The 18,643-nt window shown below is 38.6% G+C and carries 20 protein-coding genes; all 20 read right to left on the bottom strand.

Features of this window, described 5'->3' with window-relative positions; genetic code table 11:
• Nucleotides 1–23: 23 nt before the first annotated feature.
• The 20 genes from trpA to spoIVA all read right to left on the bottom strand — a co-directional run bounded on the left by trpA (nucleotide 24) and on the right by spoIVA (nucleotide 18,350).
• Nucleotides 24–833 carry a tryptophan synthase subunit alpha gene (gene trpA, locus FZF09_RS04330; RefSeq protein WP_158735342.1) on the bottom strand — a complete coding sequence of 270 codons (810 nt, stop codon included), beginning with the start codon at nucleotides 831–833 and terminating at the stop codon, nucleotides 24–26.
• On the bottom strand, nucleotides 826–2,028 hold the full coding sequence (trpB, locus tag FZF09_RS04325) for a tryptophan synthase subunit beta (protein ID WP_158735341.1): 1,203 nt from the start codon (nucleotides 2,026–2,028) through the stop codon (nucleotides 826–828). The genes trpA and trpB overlap by 8 nt, the downstream gene beginning before the upstream one ends.
• Nucleotides 2,021–2,665 carry a phosphoribosylanthranilate isomerase gene (locus FZF09_RS04320; RefSeq protein ID WP_158735340.1) on the bottom strand — a complete coding sequence of 215 codons (645 nt, stop codon included), beginning with the start codon at nucleotides 2,663–2,665 and terminating at the stop codon, nucleotides 2,021–2,023. Before FZF09_RS04320 ends, trpB begins: the two co-directional genes overlap by 8 nt.
• The gene (trpC, locus tag FZF09_RS04315) at nucleotides 2,646–3,419 is read right to left on the bottom strand and encodes an indole-3-glycerol phosphate synthase TrpC (protein WP_158735339.1); all 774 of its coding nucleotides are present in this window, start codon (nucleotides 3,417–3,419) and stop codon (nucleotides 2,646–2,648) included. Before trpC ends, FZF09_RS04320 begins: the two co-directional genes overlap by 20 nt.
• Nucleotides 3,412–4,437 carry an anthranilate phosphoribosyltransferase gene (trpD, locus tag FZF09_RS04310; protein ID WP_158735338.1) on the bottom strand — a complete coding sequence of 342 codons (1,026 nt, stop codon included), beginning with the start codon at nucleotides 4,435–4,437 and terminating at the stop codon, nucleotides 3,412–3,414. The genes trpC and trpD overlap by 8 nt, the downstream gene beginning before the upstream one ends.
• Nucleotides 4,406–5,944 carry an anthranilate synthase component I gene (gene trpE / locus FZF09_RS04305; protein WP_158735337.1) on the bottom strand — a complete coding sequence of 513 codons (1,539 nt, stop codon included), beginning with the start codon at nucleotides 5,942–5,944 and terminating at the stop codon, nucleotides 4,406–4,408. The genes trpD and trpE overlap by 32 nt, the downstream gene beginning before the upstream one ends.
• Nucleotides 5,945–6,239: 295 nt before the next feature.
• Nucleotides 6,240–6,614, bottom strand: a complete 375-nt coding sequence (aroH, locus tag FZF09_RS04300) for a chorismate mutase (RefSeq protein ID WP_158735336.1) — start codon at nucleotides 6,612–6,614, stop codon at nucleotides 6,240–6,242.
• Nucleotides 6,607–7,707, bottom strand: coding sequence for a 3-dehydroquinate synthase (gene aroB, locus FZF09_RS04295; protein WP_158735335.1), 1,101 nt, complete (start codon nucleotides 7,705–7,707; stop codon nucleotides 6,607–6,609). The genes aroH and aroB overlap by 8 nt, the downstream gene beginning before the upstream one ends.
• Nucleotides 7,707–8,879, bottom strand: coding sequence for a chorismate synthase (gene aroC / locus FZF09_RS04290; protein ID WP_158735334.1), 1,173 nt, complete (start codon nucleotides 8,877–8,879; stop codon nucleotides 7,707–7,709). The genes aroB and aroC overlap by 1 nt, the downstream gene beginning before the upstream one ends.
• 158 nt (nucleotides 8,880–9,037) lie before the next feature.
• A complete protein-coding gene (locus tag FZF09_RS04285) occupies nucleotides 9,038–9,868 on the bottom strand; it encodes a CheR family methyltransferase (RefSeq protein ID WP_158735333.1) in 831 nt (276 codons plus the stop codon).
• A 141-nt stretch (nucleotides 9,869–10,009) separates the two neighbouring features.
• Entirely contained in the window at nucleotides 10,010–10,453 is a 444-nt protein-coding gene (gene ndk, locus FZF09_RS04280; protein WP_158735332.1) for a nucleoside-diphosphate kinase, read from the bottom strand.
• Nucleotides 10,454–10,578: 125 nt separating this feature from the next.
• Nucleotides 10,579–11,550, bottom strand: coding sequence for a heptaprenyl diphosphate synthase component II (gene hepT, locus FZF09_RS04275; protein ID WP_158735331.1), 972 nt, complete (start codon nucleotides 11,548–11,550; stop codon nucleotides 10,579–10,581).
• 11 nt (nucleotides 11,551–11,561) lie between these two features.
• Complete coding sequence (locus tag FZF09_RS04270) at nucleotides 11,562–12,425, bottom strand: menaquinone biosynthesis protein (protein ID WP_158735330.1); 864 nt, start codon at nucleotides 12,423–12,425, stop codon at nucleotides 11,562–11,564.
• Entirely contained in the window at nucleotides 12,422–13,030 is a 609-nt protein-coding gene (locus tag FZF09_RS04265) for a UbiX family flavin prenyltransferase (RefSeq protein ID WP_158735329.1), read from the bottom strand. Before FZF09_RS04265 ends, FZF09_RS04270 begins: the two co-directional genes overlap by 4 nt.
• Entirely contained in the window at nucleotides 13,027–13,887 is an 861-nt protein-coding gene (locus FZF09_RS04260) for a UbiA-like polyprenyltransferase (protein ID WP_158735328.1), read from the bottom strand. Before FZF09_RS04260 ends, FZF09_RS04265 begins: the two co-directional genes overlap by 4 nt.
• Nucleotides 13,884–14,618, bottom strand: coding sequence for a demethylmenaquinone methyltransferase (locus FZF09_RS04255; RefSeq protein WP_158735327.1), 735 nt, complete (start codon nucleotides 14,616–14,618; stop codon nucleotides 13,884–13,886). Before FZF09_RS04255 ends, FZF09_RS04260 begins: the two co-directional genes overlap by 4 nt.
• Before the next feature lie 16 nt (nucleotides 14,619–14,634).
• Nucleotides 14,635–15,447: a heptaprenyl diphosphate synthase component 1 gene (locus FZF09_RS04250; protein ID WP_158735326.1), complete on the bottom strand. Its 813-nt coding sequence runs from the start codon at nucleotides 15,445–15,447 to the stop codon at nucleotides 14,635–14,637.
• Between the two features lie 431 nt (nucleotides 15,448–15,878).
• Nucleotides 15,879–16,097 (bottom strand): trp RNA-binding attenuation protein MtrB, encoded by a 219-nt coding sequence (gene mtrB / locus FZF09_RS04245; RefSeq protein WP_158735325.1) that lies wholly within the window; start codon nucleotides 16,095–16,097, stop codon nucleotides 15,879–15,881.
• 22 nt (nucleotides 16,098–16,119) lie between these two features.
• Nucleotides 16,120–16,689 carry a GTP cyclohydrolase I FolE gene (folE, locus tag FZF09_RS04240; RefSeq protein ID WP_158735324.1) on the bottom strand — a complete coding sequence of 190 codons (570 nt, stop codon included), beginning with the start codon at nucleotides 16,687–16,689 and terminating at the stop codon, nucleotides 16,120–16,122.
• A 179-nt stretch (nucleotides 16,690–16,868) separates the two neighbouring features.
• On the bottom strand, nucleotides 16,869–18,350 hold the full coding sequence (gene spoIVA / locus FZF09_RS04235) for a stage IV sporulation protein A (protein ID WP_091579627.1): 1,482 nt from the start codon (nucleotides 18,348–18,350) through the stop codon (nucleotides 16,869–16,871).
• Nucleotides 18,351–18,643: the final 293 nt, after the last annotated feature.

The raw sequence follows: 18,643 nt of genomic DNA, 5'->3' as shown, positions 1-18,643 counted from the left end.
AAATTCTACTCTCTTGTTCTATGTTACGACGAAATGAGAGAAGAAACAAATGATTTTATTTCTTCGAGAGCATTTTGTTTCATTTTTCCTTCTTGTGATAACTCGCTTAAACGTTCTTCTACTTTTTTCATAATAGCACTGCCTACTATAACTCCATTACATACTCCTTGGAGATTCTCTACGTGTTCAGGTTTTGAAATACCAAAGCCGACAGCTACAGGAACTTTGCTGCTCGAATTGACATTTTTTATAAATGTGTATGCTTCCTCTGAAAAAGACTCCCTCGTTCCCGTAACTCCTAAACTGGATACACAGTATAAAAACCCTTCTGCCTTGTTCGCTATTTTCTCGATTCTCGTCGACGATGTGGGGGCAACAAGTGAAATATTAGCCAGGCCATTTTCTTTAGCAGTTACTGTGAGATCCTGGCTTTCTTCATATGGCAGATCTGGAATTAAAACTCCATCAGCTTCATTTTCTTTGACTTTATCAAGAAAGGTTTTTGCTCCCATTTGCAATACTGGATTATAATACGTAAATATGATAACGGGGATCGTTAAACCTCTTCTTCTCATGTCTGGCACAAGCTCCATCGCGCGCGTAAGACTCATTCCCTGCTGCAAAGCTCTTTTTGCCGAACGCTGAAGCACCGGACCATCAGCCAGGGGATCCGAATAAGGAATTCCTAGTTCTACAATATGTGCACCTGCTTCTTCCATACGAAGCGCAAGTTCAATTGTTGTAGATGGATCGGGATCTCCTGCCATAATAAACGGTATAAATAGTGGATAATCTGCTTTTTTAGCCGCTTCATTCACACTCAATCTAGTCATGATTTAGACTCCTTTTCCATTCTTCTTTTATGGAATTAACATCTTTATCTCCTCTTCCGGATAAACAGATGACAATGGTTTGTCCTTCCTTCATCTCTTTTGCTTTTTTAAAAGCAAGGTGCAAAGCATGTGCAGATTCAATTGCAGGCAGTATTCCTTCTGCTCGTGTTAATAGCGATAGGGCTTCTAGCGCTTCTTTATCAGTCACTCCTTCATAAGCGACTCGGCCGCTTTCTGCAAGATAAGCATGCTCTGGTCCAATTCCCGGATAATCAAGACCCGCCGAAATGGAGTAAGGCTCGATAATCTGCCCATTTTCATCCTGAATTAAATAAGTGAGCGATCCATGAATAACCCCTTTAGTTCCTTTCGTTATAGTAGCTGCATGCTTTTTAGTCGATATGCCTTTCCCTGCTGCTTCTGCTCCAAATAGTTCTACATTATCTTCTAAAAATGGATAAAACATACCGATAGCATTGCTTCCTCCCCCAACACATGCTGCTGCTGCATCTGGCAGAGTCCCTTCTTTATCTTGTAATTGCTCTTTTGTTTCATCTCCAATAATTCGTTGAAAATCTCTGACCATTTTTGGATAAGGATGCGGACCAACAACAGAGCCGATAAGATAGAAAGTGTCTTCTACGTTAGCCACCCAATAACGTATTGCTTCATTTGTAGCATCTTTTAATGTCTTGCTCCCCGAAACTGCTGGCACAACCTCAGCACCTAGCAATTCCATTCTAAACACGTTTAGTTCCTGGCGCCGCATATCTTCTTCTCCCATAAAAACCTTGCATTCTAGGCCAAGACGTGCACAAACAGTTGCCGTCGCCACCCCGTGCTGACCAGCGCCAGTTTCTGCTACGATTTTGCTTTTTCCCATTCGTTTAGCTAATAACGCTTGTCCTACAGCATTGTTAAGTTTATGCGCCCCAGTGTGAAGCAAATCTTCTCTTTTTAAGTAAATTTTTGCTCCTCCCAGTTTCTGGGTAAGTCTTTCTGCATACGTGAGAGGAGTTGGACGACCAGCATATTCTGCTAACGTATGTTTGTATTCTTCAACGAATGTCGTATCTTCCCATGCTTCTGTTAATGATTTTTCTAATTCTTCGAGGGCATACATTAAAGTCTCAGGGACAAATTTCCCTCCAAAACTGCCGAAACGTCCATTGTTGTCCGGATAGACTCTACTCATTTTTATTCAACCTCATTTCCAAACGAGTCAATTTCTGTTTATCTTTTGCACCTTTTGTTTCAACACCACTAGATAGATCAATTCCCCATGGCTGAAATGGCATCAGCTTTTCTACATTGTCTGGATTTACCCCTCCAGCAATGAAAACAGGAATGCCGTGTTCTTTTCCAAATTCAACATATTTTGGAACGTGTGACCAATCAAAACGTTCACCTGTTCCTCCCCAGGCTCCTTTTACTTTCGCATCAATAACAAATCCATCTACTTTGGTTAAATAATACTCCATTCGCTTTATGGTGTCTTCATCGTGAGGAAGAGCCTTCCACACTTCCAAACCAACTTTCAGTTTCGTCTCTGCTGCCTTTTCAGGAGATTCTGAGCCATGCAGTTGAATGATATCAGGTGAAAGAACATTAACCACATCTTTAATGTCTTTTAATGGGGCATTAACAAAGAGGGCTGCTACCTTCTTTTCCGGCAATGGATGCCTTTCAAGCCAGGAAGCAGCCTCTTTAGGCGATACTTTTCTTTTGCTTTCTGCCAATACAAACCCTACATAATCAGCATGGGAAAAACGTGCAGCCTCTACATCCTGTTCTGAATGAAGTCCGCATAGTTTAAAGTAAGGACGAGTCATGAGATCTTTCTCCTTTTAATTGTCGTAAAGCAAGTTCGACGTCAGACTGCCTCATTAAAGATTCACCAACTAAAACAGCATCAGCCCCGACATTCTGAACTGTACGAATATCTTGATTCGTATATATACCGCTCTCGCTTACAAGCACACTGCCAGAAGGGATAAATTCACTCAATTCCTCTGTCACTGCCAATGTCGTTTTAAAAGTCCGTAAATCCCGGTTATTAATACCAATTATAGCAGGTTTAAAGATTTTCAGCACACTTTCAAGTTCCTCTTTAGAATGAAACTCAACGAGTACTTCTAATCCTTTTTCGTGTGCTTCCTCGTACAGCTCGTGAAGATGGGCCGGCTCAAGAGCTGCTGCTATTAGAAGAATGGCATCTGCTCCGATTCTTGCACTTTCTTCTACTTGTAATCTATCGATAATAAAATCTTTTCGCAGCACAGGTATGGATACCATATGTTTTACCACCGTTAAATACTCGCGTTTCCCTTGGAAGTATGGTTCATCAGTCAAGACCGAGAGGGCTGCTGCCCCTCCCTTTTGATAACTTTCTGCAATTTTTTCTGGATGAAAACCAGGCCGGATTAACCCTTTGGAAGGGGATGCTTTTTTCACTTCTGCAATAACCTGCACGTCACTATGTTGTGCTAGAGCATTCTTTAAAGAGTATTTTGATACATCTGCTTGAGGGGGCAGCTGTATAGTTTGTATTTCTGATTTTTTTGTATCAATAATTTTATTAAGCATGCTGTTCTTCCACCTTTTCTTTTCTAAGACGCTGCAATTGCTTAAGAACTTCACCGTTTTCTATTACTCTCTTAGCTTCCTTAACCCCTTCTTCAAGGGATGGGGTTTGATCTGCAATATATAGTCCTGCAGCTATATTCAGCACGAGAATATCTTTGGCAGCACCACTTACACTTCCTTGAAAAATACCTTCAATCAGACGAGCGCTTTCCTTTGCGTTATTTACTTGCACAGGTTTAATGTCAGCCCTTTTTAAGCCGAATTGCTCGGGTGTAATCGAATACTGCTTAATATCATTATCTATTAGTTCCGTTACATATGTTTTCCCGGTTATCGTCATTTCGTCAAGACCGTCTTCACCAGTAACAAACATAGCACGTTCTGCACCCATGCGCTGAAGAGACTGTGCCATTTTTAAACCATACTCTTTATTAAAAACCCCTATAACCTGTCCGTTTGCATTTGCAGGGTTTGTTATAGGCCCTAATAAATTGAAAATAGTACGAAACCCAATTTCTTTTCTAGGAGCAACTGCATGTTTCATCGCTACGTGGTATAAAGGGGCAAATAAAAAAGCCATATCATGACGCTCCAGAGAGACAGCTGCTTCTTCTGGTGTAGTCTGTACAGAAAGGCCTAATTCTTCTAGCACATCGGCACTGCCGCTTTTTGATGAGACAGAACGATTTCCATGTTTAGCTACTTTTACGCCAAAAGAAGAAAGAGCAATAGCAGAAGCAGTGGATATATTATATGTTGAACTTTTGTCTCCACCCGTTCCGCATGTATCAATTACAAATTTTTCATTATGAGGAATCTTTATTACATGGTCCCGCATAGATCTTGCAAAACCTGTCATTTCTTCTACTGTCTCCCCGCGAAAACGTAATACGGTTAATAAGCTGGCTATTTGACTTTCTGTTGCATTTCCTTGCATTATCTCATCCATCGCAGCCTTTGCATTTTCTTCTGTCAACGTGTCTCCTTCAATACATCCGTTCAATATATTTTTCAGCATGAACATTCTCCTCCCCATTATTCCCGAACATTTTTTCTGCAGATTCCACTGCTTTTAATAAGGCTGCCGCTTTATTTTGCGTTTCTTCAAATTCCTTTTCAGGTATAGAATCTGCTACAACCCCTGCACCAGCTTGTATTTTAGCTTTATTATTTTTAACGATCATTGTTCTGATGGCTATACAAGAATCAATGTTGCCATCAAATCCTAAATAACAAACTGCTCCTGCATAAATGCCGCGTCGCTCAGGTTCTAATTCTTTCAATATTTCCATAGCTCTAAATTTTGGTGCTCCTGAAACGGTTCCAGCTGGAAACGAGGCTTGCAGAGCTTTAATTGGCTTTGTATTTGCAGCAAGTCTCCCCGTTACTTTCGAAATAATATGCATGACATGGGAAAATTTCCCGATCTCAAGTAATACAGGAGTGGCTACAGAGCCATATTCTGCTACTCTGCCTACATCATTCCTTGCAAGATCAACCAGCATATAGTGTTCGGCTTTCTCTTTTTCATCATCTAAAAGTTCACGGACTAATTCGCCGTCCTCTTCTGTTGTAGTTCCACGCTTTCTAGTCCCAGCAATCGGATGAATTTCCACATGATTATCCTGTACTTGAATTAACCTTTCAGGGGAACTTCCTACAACTTCTTGATCGTCAAGTTTTAAATAAAATAAATAAGGTGATGGATTAATCATTCGAAGGGTGCGGTATATATCAAAAGCTGAAACAGTGACCTCCTTTTCAAATCGCTGTGAAAGTACGGCTTGAAAGATATCACCAGCTTTTATATATTCTTTAATTTTCTCCACATCATGCAAAAATTTATCCTTAGGATAATTGGAACGGACCCCATCAAAATCAACATCTACTGTTTTTGCTATTGGTGACAAAAACGCTTCTTCCTTAGAACCTAAAGTAAGTTGTTCCATCAACCTAGAAACAATCTCTTTTGAATTTTCATAACGATGCAATACATCTGATTGACTATCGGCGTCATAATGAATAAATGTTAGTTCTTTTGTATCGTGATCCAAGGCAATTAACGTCTGGCAAAATAGAAGAACAACTTCATCTTCACGTTCAGAATCATCATTTGATTTCAAGTCTGGCTCAAATTCTTCTACTGTATCGTAAGGAATAACACCGACAGCTCCCCCTTTAAAAGGCACTTCAATGGAAGGTGATCCCGGTTTCAGCCATGCAATGGACTCTTCAAACAATACAGCAAGATCTTCATTTTGCAGTAATATTCTTTCGCTATTGTCTACAAATACGTATTTCCCATTTTTACTTTGAATTTTATATTGCGGAGATAGTCCAATAAATGAATACCTGGACCAAGGAGACGCTTCGTCTTTACTTTCAAGCAGAAATACGGCTTCACTTTCAAGTTTTCTAAATACTTCTATTGGAGTTAAAGTATCCGTAAAGAACCGTCTAACATACGGCACCATTTTATTGCGCAAAGATTGGTCTTTAAATAACGGATAGGAAGATTCTGACATGGGCTCACCTCTTATAATTGACAAGAAGAGAGCATGAAGGGAAGGAGAGAACAAAGAAGGAATAATGTAAACAGCGGGAAGTAAAGCAAAAAAGTGTTGCAAATCAAATTGCCGCTGCCATTATTAAAAATATAAAGCCTGAAACATCCAGTTTCAGGCGGTTCTGCATATATACTCCGCTCCACTGAACTCTGCTCTTCTCTTCTAACTGCACTCTGCTCGACTATAATATTATATATTTTAGTATTTCATTATCATTTCTCATCTCAACTAAACTAATTCTATATTACACACCTTACTTCTTTTTTGTCAACTCCAAATCAGGACGAAGTTGTTTTGCTTTACGCAAATAAATATGCTGTACATCTTCTTGCGCTGTATCCAATTCTGCCGTCAGCATGATTCTAATACACAATGGTAAACTATCAGAAACATTTATCTCTTGAGCACACATAACAGGAACCCATTGCCATCCATCAAATAAGCGCGTCGCTTTTGCTGGGAATGCAGCATCTATATCAGAAGTCGTTGTAAACCAAATATGTGATACATATTCCGGTTTCAATTCGTTTTCATTAATCATCTTTTCAAGCAGCGTTTTTGTACTGTTTACTATATCTTCTTCCGTATTATTGTCAACTGTAATTGCTCCGCGAACCCCTCTAATCATTCCTAGTCATCCCCCTTCGATCATTCGAAAGCAATTCAAATAGAAGTTTTTCATCTATAGTGTATAAAAAGGGCCGGCCAGGTTCTTTTAGCAGCACAAACTTAATATTTCCTGCACTTGCTTTTTTGTCTTTTTTCATAGCTTCTATTAATTTTTGAACAGAGTATTGAGAAGGTGCCTCCACCGGGTAACCTAACGATTTCAACCAATCTATCTCTTCAGACACTTTCCAAGCGGAAAGCCCTAACTCATTACTCAACCGCATAGCAAATACCATCCCAGCTGCCACAGCTTCACCGTGAGTAATCTGCCCATCATAACCGGAATTCTTTTCTAGTGCGTGGCCGAGTGTATGCCCAAAGTTCAAAAATGCGCGAATGCCTGCCTCTTTTTCATCTTCTTTTACTATTTCGGCTTTCACGGCAATAGAACGTTTTAAAAATTGGCGGATTTTATCCGTTTTAACATCAGCGATTGTTTTCACATTTTCTTTTAACCAATGTAAAAAATCTGGATCTTGAATATATGCATGTTTTATCATCTCAGCAAAACCCGAACGCCATTCCTCATCAGGCAGTGTAGTCAGAGTACCCGTGTCATAAAGGACAGCTGATGGCTGATGAAACGCCCCTATTAAATTTTTTCCTAAAGAATGATTTATTCCCGTTTTCCCTCCTACACTACTGTCATGAGCTAATAGTGTAGTAGGGACTTGAACAAAAGGAATCCCTCTCATATAAGTTGCTGCTGAAAAACCGGCTAAATCACCTATCACACCTCCGCCGAGCGCAAAAATAACCGATTGGCGATCAAGTCCTTCTTCTATGCAAGCAGTCAGCAGCTTTTCATAACTAGCCATTGATTTTGAATGTTCTCCATTTGGTACGGTAACAATGCTCACCGGGAGAATTGGTTCAAGAATCCTTTTTAGCTTATCTCCATATAACACGCTAACATTAGTATCCGAAATAATCAGTGCCTTACTCTTATCACCTAAGAACGAACCGAGCAAATCCGGCACTTCTTCGAGAATATTGTTACCAATATAAACAGGATAAGATTGATTAGAGGTATTAATATTTAATTGTTTCATTAAAAATCCCTCGACCACTGAATATGTTCATTGATATTCCTCTCAATCGCATCTACACGATCAGAACCGAACGTTTCAAGCAAAGCACTTGCAACTTCAAAAGCTACAACGTTTTCCATCACAACAGATGCTGCCGGTACAGCGCAGCTATCTGAACGTTCAATACTTGCTTTAAACGGCTCTTTAGAATCAATATCTACACTTTCTAATGGTTTATATAGCGTAGGGATAGGCTTCATAACACCTTGAATAATAATTGGCATTCCTGTTGTCATTCCGCCTTCAAATCCGCCTAAATTATTAGTTTTACGCTGATACCCGTTTTCATTATCCCAAATAATTTCATCGTGTACTTTGCTTCCAGGACGGCTGGCTGCTTCAAAGCCAATACCGACTTCTACTCCTTTAAATGCGTTTATACTCATGACTGCTCCTGCTATTTTTGCGTCTAACTTTCGGTCATAATGAACGTGGCTCCCAAGACCAGACGGCACACCGCTGATTACAGTCTGCACCACACCCCCTATTGAATCACCTTCTTTTTTAGCATCGTCAATGGCCTGCATCATTTTGGTTTCCGCTTCTTTATCGAGACAGCGGACAGGGGATGCTTCGGTTCTTTCTTTTAAATCGTTCACATTTTCATAAGCCGGGTTGTCTGCTTTAATTCCGCCTATTTCGAGGACTTGTCCTCCGACTTCTATCCCGAACGTTTTCAATACTTTCTTAGCGACAGCACCTGCGCAAACACGTGCAGTTGTTTCTCGGGCAGATGAACGTTCTAGTACGTTCCGCATATCTCTGTGATTGTATTTTATAGCTCCATTTAAGTCAGCGTGGCCAGGACGCGGACGGGTTATTTTACGTTTGACTTCCTTTTCTTCCTCTGGAGATAAAGGCTTTGCTCCCATAATTTTCTGCCAATGTTTAAAATCATCATTTTCTACTACAAGAGTTACCGGAGCACCGGTCGTTTTCCCATGACGTACCCCGCTTAGAATCTGCACCTTGTCTTTTTCAATCTGCATACGGCGCCCTCGTCCGTATCCTCCCTGCCTGCGGGCTAGCTCTGTATTAATATCCTCTTCAAGCAGCTCCATGTTGGCTGGAAGCCCCTCTATAATTGTAGTCTGCTGCGGACCGTGTGATTCCCCTGCTGTTAAGTATCTCATTACTTTCCACTCCTCTTTACATACTTGCCGTTTCTCTCTTTAGTGCTTTTATGCATTAAATGATAACATATTTGCTTTTTTATGTGTGCACAGCTAAAGAATTTTTTAGAATTTACGAAAAAGAACCAATGAATCATTTTTAGATATGTAGACCTGGTTCATTCCAATTCATTTATTTTTTTATAAAAAAAAGTATCTTCTGCTTCAAAACCATAATGGGCCGGGTTGAATATTTGTTCGGTACTGCCGACAAACAACACGCCGCCTGTATTAAGTGCTTTATTAAACTCTTTATATATATTATGTTTTGCTTCTTCTGTAAAATATATTAGTACATTCCGACAAACAATCAGATCAAATCCAGTCTCAAACTTATCCGCTAAGAGGTTATGTTTCTTAAACCTAATCCTATTTCTTAACGTATCTTTCACTCGATAACCTGATGTTTCTTTAATAAAATAATGTAATAATATATCTTGTGATAATTCTTTTAACGCTTTCCCTGTGTAAAATCCTGTTTTTGCACGCAAAAGAATAGCTTCATCAATATCTGTTGCCAGTATAGAACTGCTTTTGCTGCCCAAATATTGATCAAGAATAATGGACAAGGTGTAAGGCTCTTCTCCGGTCGAACAGGCTGCTGACCAAACTTTAAGTTTTGTTTTGTCTTTTAAAAGGCGGGGCAGAATAACGTCCGATAAAACATCCCACCGTTTAGGATTTCTAAAAAATTCTGAGACGTTAATCGTCATCCTTTCTAAGAACTCGGCAAGGACGTCTTCATCCTTATTAATCCCATTATGAAAAAAATCCTCAAAGCTGGCAAATTCTTTTTTTTCAAAGAAAGAACGAAGCCGGCGTTTCATTTGAGCTTCTTTATACATCGATAGATCTATGCCCGTTTTCTTTTTTACCTTACGAACAAAGCTAGTGTAATCATCATTAATATACTCTTCTTTATCAGGATGTTTTTTTGACTGGGTTTGCATGAATGATTGTCCTCTCTCTCGAAACTAGTCTCATTATACCATGTCCGCACATTGCTGACATTTATTGAAAACTCAAAAATTTTCATTTCGAAAGAAAAACGTCTTTCGCTGCATCAGCAAAAGACGTTATGAATACGTTCATTAAACCCACTCTGAAACTGATTTTTTATATTGAATCAAGTCACTTTCGTTAAAAAACAATCCAATTTCTCTATTAGCACTTTCTGGTGAATCCGATCCATGAATTACATTCATACTTACTTGCACACCGAAATCTCCTCGAATCGTTCCTGAATCAGCATCAGCAGGATTTGTCGCACCCATCATTTTACGTGCTGTGCTAATAACACCCTCACCTTCCCATACCATAGCAAATACAGGACCAGAGGTTATAAAAGACACTAATTCGCCAAAAAATGGTTTATCTTTATGTTCGCCATAGTGTTCTTCAGCTAGTTCTTTTGGTATAGACATTAGTTTCCCAGCTGCAAGCGTAAACCCTTTTCTTTCAAAACGCTGAACAATCTCTCCTACTAGATTACGTTGCACTCCATCTGGTTTTACCATAATAAATGTTTTTTCCATTACTATCCCTCTTTCCTTGTATGTAATACAGTTAAACCTTATCGATTATAACAAACTATGAAAGCGCTAGCAACGAAAACCCTTATAAACCTTTCCTGCAAAGGAGAAAGTTACAGGAAAGGTAATTAACGTTTTCTCCCGCCTATGTAAGTTGCTATATCAGTTAGTGATTTTTTAGCAGAAATATCGGAAAGCCCTTCTAGAGCAATGAACGCTTTTGCTAAATAATTTTTGCTTAATTCTTTTGAATACTCAATACCGCCAGAGCTTTTTACCATTTCTAACACGGGGGTAATGTCGATCTTAGAATGGTCTTTTTTCTGGCATAGCTCGGAGATTTCTGAGCGGATACTCGAACTCTTGGACATAGCATATAGTGCAGGCAGCGTAATATTACCTTGCAAGAGATCACTGCCAGCAGGTTTGCCAAGTTCCTTTTCGGTTCCAGTAAAATCTAGAATATCATCTATGATTTGGTAAGACATTCCAACATTATAGCCATAATGATACAGCCGTGATTGATCTTTTGAAGAGGCTCCTGCACTCACTGCTCCTAATTGGCAACTAACTGCAATTAACAAAGCCGTTTTTCGCTTAATTCTCCTTAAATACGTTTTTAATGTCTGATCCCAATTGTATTGGTCCCTGATTTGCTCAATTTCTCCCAGACACATTTCATGCATGGCACGTGAAATAATGCGGTGTATGTCTTCATTTTTAAAGTAAGCCGCTTTTTCAATTGCTTTGGCAAATATGTAATCACCAGTGTACATAGCAACACGATTATCCCATTGAGCTTTGATCGTCTTTTTTCCTCTTCTTAGCTCTGCATCGTCTATTACATCATCGTGCACGAGAGAGGCCATATGAATAAGCTCTAAAGCTACTGCGATATGTTTTAACCTTTCAATATCGTAGCTGCCAAATTTAGCACTCAGCAATACAAATACAGGCCGGATTCGTTTTCCGCCTGCTTGAAGCAAATGAAGAGAAGCATCCCTTAATACAGGGTGCTGAGCTTCCACGGACCTTTCCAGCTCTTTTTCAATTTTATTTATGTCCGATTTTAGAAACAAATATAAGTCCGCCAACTTCATTATATTCACCTTCAAAATAAGTATTGCACCTCGTTTCCTGCAAGCCACATATCAATCTTATTTACTGGTTGACTAAAGTACCCATGCTTATACATTAGGTTGTAATAATACAAAAGACTTTCTTTTTCCTTTTCTTGAAAATCGTAATGCAGACTCCTAAAATAATTTATCCAAAAATCTTTAGTTCCTCCATGTTCTTTTTGAATAGAAGAGGTCATTTCTTTTAAGTGTGTATGAAGAGCGCGTTTTTTACTATATAAAAATTCTTTATACAACAGCTTCAGTACGCTTTCTTTTTCCCGTACAGCCTCTTTTCTCACTGCAAAAACAGCGTATGTCATCGGATAACCTGTATGATTTAACCACAGTTCTCCGAGGTCATAACAGTATAATTCTGATTCATTTTTCCAGGAAGTTTGAATGGCGTCATCGCCAATCAATAAAAAAGCATCGTAATTTTTTTTCATTTCTACCGGATCCGGCGCCATTGTAGTGTAATGAATAGTTGAAAAATCGTAGAATTCAGCCATAATGATTTTTAGTAAATGAACAGAAGTTGCACTCGAAGAAGTTAAGGCAATACTTGCGCCTTCAAGTTTTTCCAAAGGTTTATGTGAAAATAAAAAAATAGAACCGACTTTTCCATAAGAAGATACCGATAAGCCTGGCATTAGTTGATATTGTCCGGAAGCTTCGCCAAATGCGAAAGAAGAAATACCTCCAACATCAATCGTACCTTGTTTCATTCCTTCATTTAAACCAGAGGGGACTTTTGGGATAAAAGTACATCCTTTAGCCTTTAAATATTCTCGATTTATATAAAAAAACATAGGTAAAATATTAGTGTATGAAATTTCTCCAATGGTTAAACTCATTTTCCGCTCCCCCACCTTGTAAATAGGGAATGATGGACATGTAATGCGTCCAAAACCTTTCCTACTACAAAATTAATAAGATCATCTTTTGTTTCCGGCAAATGGTAAAACCCGGGCATTGCCGGAATGATATGAGCGCCATTTTTTTCAGCTTTAAGCATGTTTTCAAGGTGAATACCATTAAGCGGAGTCTCTCTTGGAACGAGGATTAATTTTTGCTTTTCCTTTAAAACCACATCCGCTGCCCTTTCTAATAGATTACCGGAGTTGCCGTTTGCAATTTTAGAAAGGGTTCCCATAGAACAAGGAATAACTGCCATACCGTCTGTTCGATACGATCCACTGGCAACGGGTGCTTTAAAATCACGCAAGTCATGGATTTTTAAGTTTTCTTGATAAGACTTAGAAAATAACTCTTCTAGACAAGCTTCTCGGTCACTAGTATCTAGAAGCAGTTCTTCTCGAAAAACTTGCCATCCAGCTTCACTTACCAAAAAATGTACGAAATGGTGTTTCTGAAGTAATATTTGCGCAAGACGCACGCCATATACTGCTCCGCTCGCCCCAGTAATTGCTACCGTAAACACTTTTTTATTTCCATTCATAGAAGAATATCCCCAATCGTAAATAACAGCATAACCATACTCAAAATTCCATTCATTGGAAAAAAAGCAACCTTTACTTTGGAAAGGTCATCAGGTTTTACGATGGAATGCTCATAAGCCATAATGATACCGGCTAGCAAAACACCTGCTAAATATACAACAGAAAGAGGCGATAAAAAGTGAAGGGTTAACAAAGATATAAAACTAATAACGTGAAAACAACGTGCTAAGTATAATGCTTTTTTCACACCAAATCTTGCAGGTATAGAGTAAAGGCCTACCTGCCGATCGTAATCAGCATCCTGGGTAGCATAAATAATATCAAAACCTGCAATCCAAAATGCAACAGCTAAGAACAATAAAAAAGCTTCACTGTGAAGAGTACCTGTAGCACCTACCCAGCCGCCAAGAGGTGCAATTGCGATTGTTATACCAAGAAAGACATGACAAAGCCATGTGAACCTTTTAGTATAAGAGTAGAAAGTAAGAAAAAACACTGCTATCGGAAGTAAATAAACTGATAACATATTGAGCTGATAAGCAGAAATAAACAATAACAGAAAGGAAACAGTGATAAATAAAATACTCTGGCTGGTCGTGATCAATCCAGCAGGGATTGCTCTATCAGCGGTTCGAGGGTTCTTTTTATCAATATTGGCATCAATCACTCGATTTAGGGTCATGGCTGCACTTCTTGCGCCAACCATTGCAAGAGTGATCCAAATCCATTCTGATATCGTAGGCCAACTTCCTTCTACCATTAAATTACCTAACACTGCACCTAAAAATGCAAAAGGAAGGGCGAAAACGGTATGTTCAAATTTGATCATTTCTAGTATTATTTTAAGTTTTTTCATCTTACATTTTCCTCGCTTTGAGCTGCTTTTCCTTTTCTTGCAAAGTGTGCAGCAGCTGTGCCCATGGAATATGGTATCACGTTTACTTGATGAAAACCCGATTCAGAAAAAAGAACAGCAAGCAAACTTTTATTCGGAAAGGACATTGTCGACTCTTGCAGCCAGGAATATTCTTCATAACTGCCAGCGAAGTATTTCCCTAAAAGCGGCATCACCCGCTTAAAATAAAAAGAATAGACACCTTTAACTTTTTTATGTTCTGGTTGGGAGGTTTCAAGACATACTGCCAATCCGCCAGGCTTTAGTACACGATGCATCTCTTCTAGTACTGTTTGGTAGTCAGGAACATTACGCAAACCAAATCCAATAGTTACATAATCAAACGTATTATCTTCAAATGGGAGGCTCATAGCATTTCCTTCTATCAATTCTACATTTGAAAGCTGTTTATTTCTAAGCTTTTGATTGCCGACTTTAAGCATATTCCGGCTAAAATCCAATCCAATAACATGTCCGTTATCTCCCACCGCTTCAGCAAGGTTAATAGCCCAATCAGCAGTTCCGCAGCAAACGTCCAGCGCTTTCGCTCCTTGAAAAACGTTCATTCTGTTCATCGTATCTTTACGCCAGGACTTATGAAGCTGAAAGCTTATAATAGAATTCATCTGATCATATTTATCATGAATGGATTCAAAGACTTCATGTACCCTTTCTTCTTTGGACTTTTGCATCTTATCCCTTCTCCCATTACTTTATCTTTGCTTCAAATTCCAGATTGGTCCAATTATTAAGCCGATTATAGAGCGGTACCTTATGAATAGCAGGATAAGTATCCAGCTGGTTTTGTAATTTCACCTGCAGTTCAGAAATTTTATCATTTAAAAAACTGCTTGTCCGTACTGGAGGCCAGTTTGTAACCTCATCTGCTCTATATCCTTCGCTAAATGAATGAATAGCTGAAGCAAATGCCGATAAGTATTTTGAGTTTGCCTTTTCTTTTTCTTTAAATAATCGTTTTAATAAAAAGAATTTTTCTGCAAGAAAAGCAAGTTCGTCTTTTTTATAAAAAAAGGCTATGTCAGCTATAAAGCCTCCCTCAACGGTCTTTAAACGTTTCATCAATTCACCTTCAGATTGATGTTCAGAAAAATGCAGACTCATTTTTTCAACATTTATTTTCTGAATCGAGCTGCTAAAAACAGGAAGTATATCATCATGTACATTTTTAACAAGCATAAAATAATAAAGACTGCTGAAAAAGTCGCCTGCTAAAACAGTTAGCTGTCTTGGTTTTTTTTCATTACTATCTTCTAACGTTGTATTGTGAACCTTTTCGTGCGTAAGAAAAGCTGCTTGAACAAGCAGAGCAGATAGTATCTGTTCTCGTTTTTCCTCTTGAGTAAGACTAGTTTCCTTCATTATTTCTAACAAAAAGAATATAATATCATACTCTATTTCTGCACTATCAATATGTTTTTTCAAGTATGGGTGGGTAGTCATCTTTAAAAACTGATCTTCAATGTTTTTAACTTCCTCAGCCTGTTGTTGTGATTGAATCATGTTAGACGTCCCCCCAAAATTTTAGCTTGGTGATGATATGTAATTCACTAGAAACCTTAGCGCAGCTTCAACGTTTATGCTGTTCTTTCGTAGTTTCCTGACTGTAAAAAAAGTTAACGGTGCTATTATAGCATAGAAGCGAAATCCGTCGAAACCTCTATCGTTTCCTGTTAACGATCCATTCTAATATTAGAAAATTCGACTTAGCGCTTAAAAAGAAAACTGTCTAAAACCGCCACTTACTGCAGTAAGTGGTGGCTTTAGTACGCCCTTTACATTAAATTTACTTTTAAACAATCCTAACAGCGTTAGAAAATTGGGCTTACAGCCAACATTTCCCACACAATAATACAGGATATAACTGTATTGTATATTTCCTATTTCCTGCTGCATTCCCCGTTCCTATAAGTTCACAGCCCTATACATTCAGTTTATTCTTCCGTTTTCAATTCTCCATGGCTGGTTTGAATAACAGCTTTCCCTCTAACTTTTACTGCTGATGTATGTTCGGTAAACTGTGCAATCATAACCTCGCCTTTATCAAGTTTTTCTGAATGATGAAACCTTGTATCCGTACCTCTCGTTAAACCAATCACGTTAACACCGTCTTCTTCGGCTTTAATGACAAAAAAATCGTCTTTACTATTCAATATCATCACCTGCTTTAAAAAGTTAAGATCTATTTATTAATGCTAATACTTCCGCTCTTGAGGCATCATCTTTTTCAAACGTACCTCTAACCGCCGATGTAACCGTTTGAGCACCAGGCTTTTTAACACCTCGCATGGTCATACACATGTGTTCTGCCTCCACTACAACAATAACCCCATGAGGCTCTAAGGTTTCAACTATGGTATTAGCAATTGTCGATGTAATTCTTTCTTGAAGCTGAGGTTTTTTAGCAACCGTTTCAACGGTACGAGCTAGTTTACTTAAGCCGGTTACTTTTCCTCCTTTTGGTATGTATCCTACATGAGCTTTACCATAAAACGGAACAAGATGATGTTCACACATGGAGTAAAACGGAATATCACGAACTAACACTAATTCTTCGTGGTCTTCTCCAAATACTGTTTGTAGATGTTCAGACGGGTCCTCATGAATTCCTTGAAAAACTTCTTCATACATTTTTGCAACCCGTTTAGGTGTATCCATTAACCCTTCTCTATTTGGATCCTCACCAACAGCCTCTAATATTAACCGAACAGCTTGTTTTATTTTATCATGATCAACAGTAGGCAATCTATTTTTCCCCCCATCGAATTAAGTATAACCTTTGAAAAATTTTAGCATAAGGGTAGGTATAAAGCAAAAGATGAGCAGTGATATAAGTCTTAAATAATTTTATTATGTAAACTTATTCCGCATAGAAAAGAAGCAGCTTGATACACTGCTCCTTTTTCAAACTTATTTTTTAATCATTAAAGAATAATAGCGATTAATCCGCCTGATCCTTCATTTATTATTCTTTCTAACGTTTCTTTTAATTTGTATCTTGCATTTTCAGGCATCAGAGAAAGTTTGGCTTGAATACCTTCACGCACAATCGAATTTAATGATCTTCCAAATATATCAGAATTCCAGATAGATAGTGGATTTTCTTCAAAATCCTGCATGAGATAGCGAACTAATTCCTCACTTTGTTTCTCTGTGCCGATAATAGGAGCAAATTCCGATTCTACGTCTACTTTTATCATATGAATCGAAGGTGCTACTGCTTTCAGTCTTACTCCGAAACGGGAACCTTGCCGAATAATTTCCGGTTCATCCAAACTCATATCAGTTAATGCGGGAGCAGCTATCCCATACCCTGTCTGTTTTACCATTTTTAGCGCTTCACTCACTTGGTCATATTCACTTTTTGCATAAGCAAAATCTTGCATAAGCTGAAGCAAATGATCTTTTCCTCGAATCTCTACTCCTACAACTTCTTTTAATACTTCGTCATACAAATGATCTGGAGCAAAAAGATCGATTTCCGCAATTCCCTGCCCCATTTCAATTCCAGCAAGACCTGCTTCTTCTATAAACTCAAATTCATTTGCAAATTGATGTACAACTCTATCCACATCTCGCAGCCTTTTAATATCTTTTACTGTATTTCTTACGGACTGCTCATATTCTTGTCTGAGCCAATGGTTATCTCTTAATACCATTACCCAGCTAGGCAAATTAACATTTACTTCATGCACTGGAAATTCAAAAAGAACTTCCCTTAATACGTTATGAATATCATGTTCTGTCATGCTTTCAATACTTAATGCCAGCACTGGGATATCATGCGTTTCTGATAATTCTTGACGCAGTGATTCTGTTTCTGGATGGTGAGGCCTGACTGTATTGACAATCATTATAAAAGGTTTTCCAACTTCTTTTAATTCATCTACCACCCGCTCTTCTGCTTCCATATAATCCATGCGAGGGATTTCACCAATCGTACCGTCTGAAGTAACAACAACTCCTAAAGTTGAATGTTCTTGAATAACTTTACGTGTTCCTATTTCTGCTGCTTCTTGAAAAGGGATGGGTTCTTCATACCAGGGTGTGTTTATCATTCGTGGTCCATTTTCATCCTCATATCCTTTCGCACCTTCCACGGCGTATCCAACACAATCCACGAGTCTAACATTTACTTCAAGCCCTTCATCCACTTCTAACGAAACAGCATTGTTAGGAACAAATTTCGGTTCTGTTGTCATGATCGTCTTCCCGGCAGCACTTTGCGGCAGTTCATCTTTAGTGCGTGCTTTATCTGCTTCACTCTCCATATTAGGAAGAACGACAAGCTCCATGAACTTTTTAATAAAAGTGGATTTACCGGTACGGACTGCTCCGACTACTCCTAGATAGATGTCTCCACCGGTCCGCTCCGCGATATCTTTGAAGATATCAACCTTTTCCACTAGATCCCCTCCTGTTCAATGTGAAATTCCGATACCGGTCTTGCATGTATGACATTATATATTTATGATAATGTCCGACGGATATGACTTTCTCATTTCTACTTATGCTATGATTCACATTTATATGCTTCAAACTTTAAAAGAGAGGATCCTTATATCTCACTCAAAACCTAGAAAATTCGGTTATAGCCATATTAATGAAACAAGCTCTACACAACACCGACTCGTCAGTCTGTGCATTAAATAATATAGTAATTGAATGGTTTCTGTAAGTAAAAAAGACACTCCCCTGA

Source organism: Alteribacillus sp. YIM 98480 (genome assembly GCF_009765375.1).
GTDB lineage: Bacteria > Bacillota > Bacilli > Bacillales > Marinococcaceae > Alteribacillus.
The sequence above is the reverse complement of the archived record's forward strand: the minus strand, read 5'-3'. Positions and strand labels throughout refer to the sequence as shown.

Bases quoted from the DNA above. Each gene is read 5' to 3' on its own strand.
- trpC (WP_158735339.1), bottom strand. From the start codon at position 3,419: ATGCTTAATAAAATTATTGATACAAAAAAATCAGAAATACAAACTATA.
- trpB (WP_158735341.1), bottom strand. From the start codon at position 2,028: ATGAGTAGAGTCTATCCGGACAACAATGGACGTTTCGGCAGTTTTGGA.
- trpE (WP_158735337.1), bottom strand. From the start codon at position 5,944: ATGTCAGAATCTTCCTATCCGTTATTTAAAGACCAATCTTTGCGCAAT.
- FZF09_RS04250 (WP_158735326.1), bottom strand. From the start codon at position 15,447: ATGATTCAATCACAACAACAGGCTGAGGAAGTTAAAAACATTGAAGAT.
- FZF09_RS04320 (WP_158735340.1), bottom strand. From the start codon at position 2,665: ATGACTCGTCCTTACTTTAAACTATGCGGACTTCATTCAGAACAGGAT.
- hepT (WP_158735331.1), bottom strand. From the start codon at position 11,550: ATGAAGTTGGCGGACTTATATTTGTTTCTAAAATCGGACATAAATAAA.
- aroB (WP_158735335.1), bottom strand. From the start codon at position 7,707: ATGAAACAATTAAATATTAATACCTCTAATCAATCTTATCCTGTTTAT.
- FZF09_RS04270 (WP_158735330.1), bottom strand. From the start codon at position 12,425: ATGAGTTTAACCATTGGAGAAATTTCATACACTAATATTTTACCTATG.
- aroH (WP_158735336.1), bottom strand. From the start codon at position 6,614: ATGATTAGAGGGGTTCGCGGAGCAATTACAGTTGACAATAATACGGAA.
- aroC (WP_158735334.1), bottom strand. From the start codon at position 8,879: ATGAGATACTTAACAGCAGGGGAATCACACGGTCCGCAGCAGACTACA.
- FZF09_RS04255 (WP_158735327.1), bottom strand. From the start codon at position 14,618: ATGCAAAAGTCCAAAGAAGAAAGGGTACATGAAGTCTTTGAATCCATT.
- FZF09_RS04260 (WP_158735328.1), bottom strand. From the start codon at position 13,887: ATGAAAAAACTTAAAATAATACTAGAAATGATCAAATTTGAACATACC.
- ndk (WP_158735332.1), bottom strand. From the start codon at position 10,453: ATGGAAAAAACATTTATTATGGTAAAACCAGATGGAGTGCAACGTAAT.
- FZF09_RS04285 (WP_158735333.1), bottom strand. From the start codon at position 9,868: ATGCAAACCCAGTCAAAAAAACATCCTGATAAAGAAGAGTATATTAAT.
- trpA (WP_158735342.1), bottom strand. From the start codon at position 833: ATGACTAGATTGAGTGTGAATGAAGCGGCTAAAAAAGCAGATTATCCA.
- FZF09_RS04265 (WP_158735329.1), bottom strand. From the start codon at position 13,030: ATGAATGGAAATAAAAAAGTGTTTACGGTAGCAATTACTGGGGCGAGC.
- trpD (WP_158735338.1), bottom strand. From the start codon at position 4,437: ATGCTGAAAAATATATTGAACGGATGTATTGAAGGAGACACGTTGACA.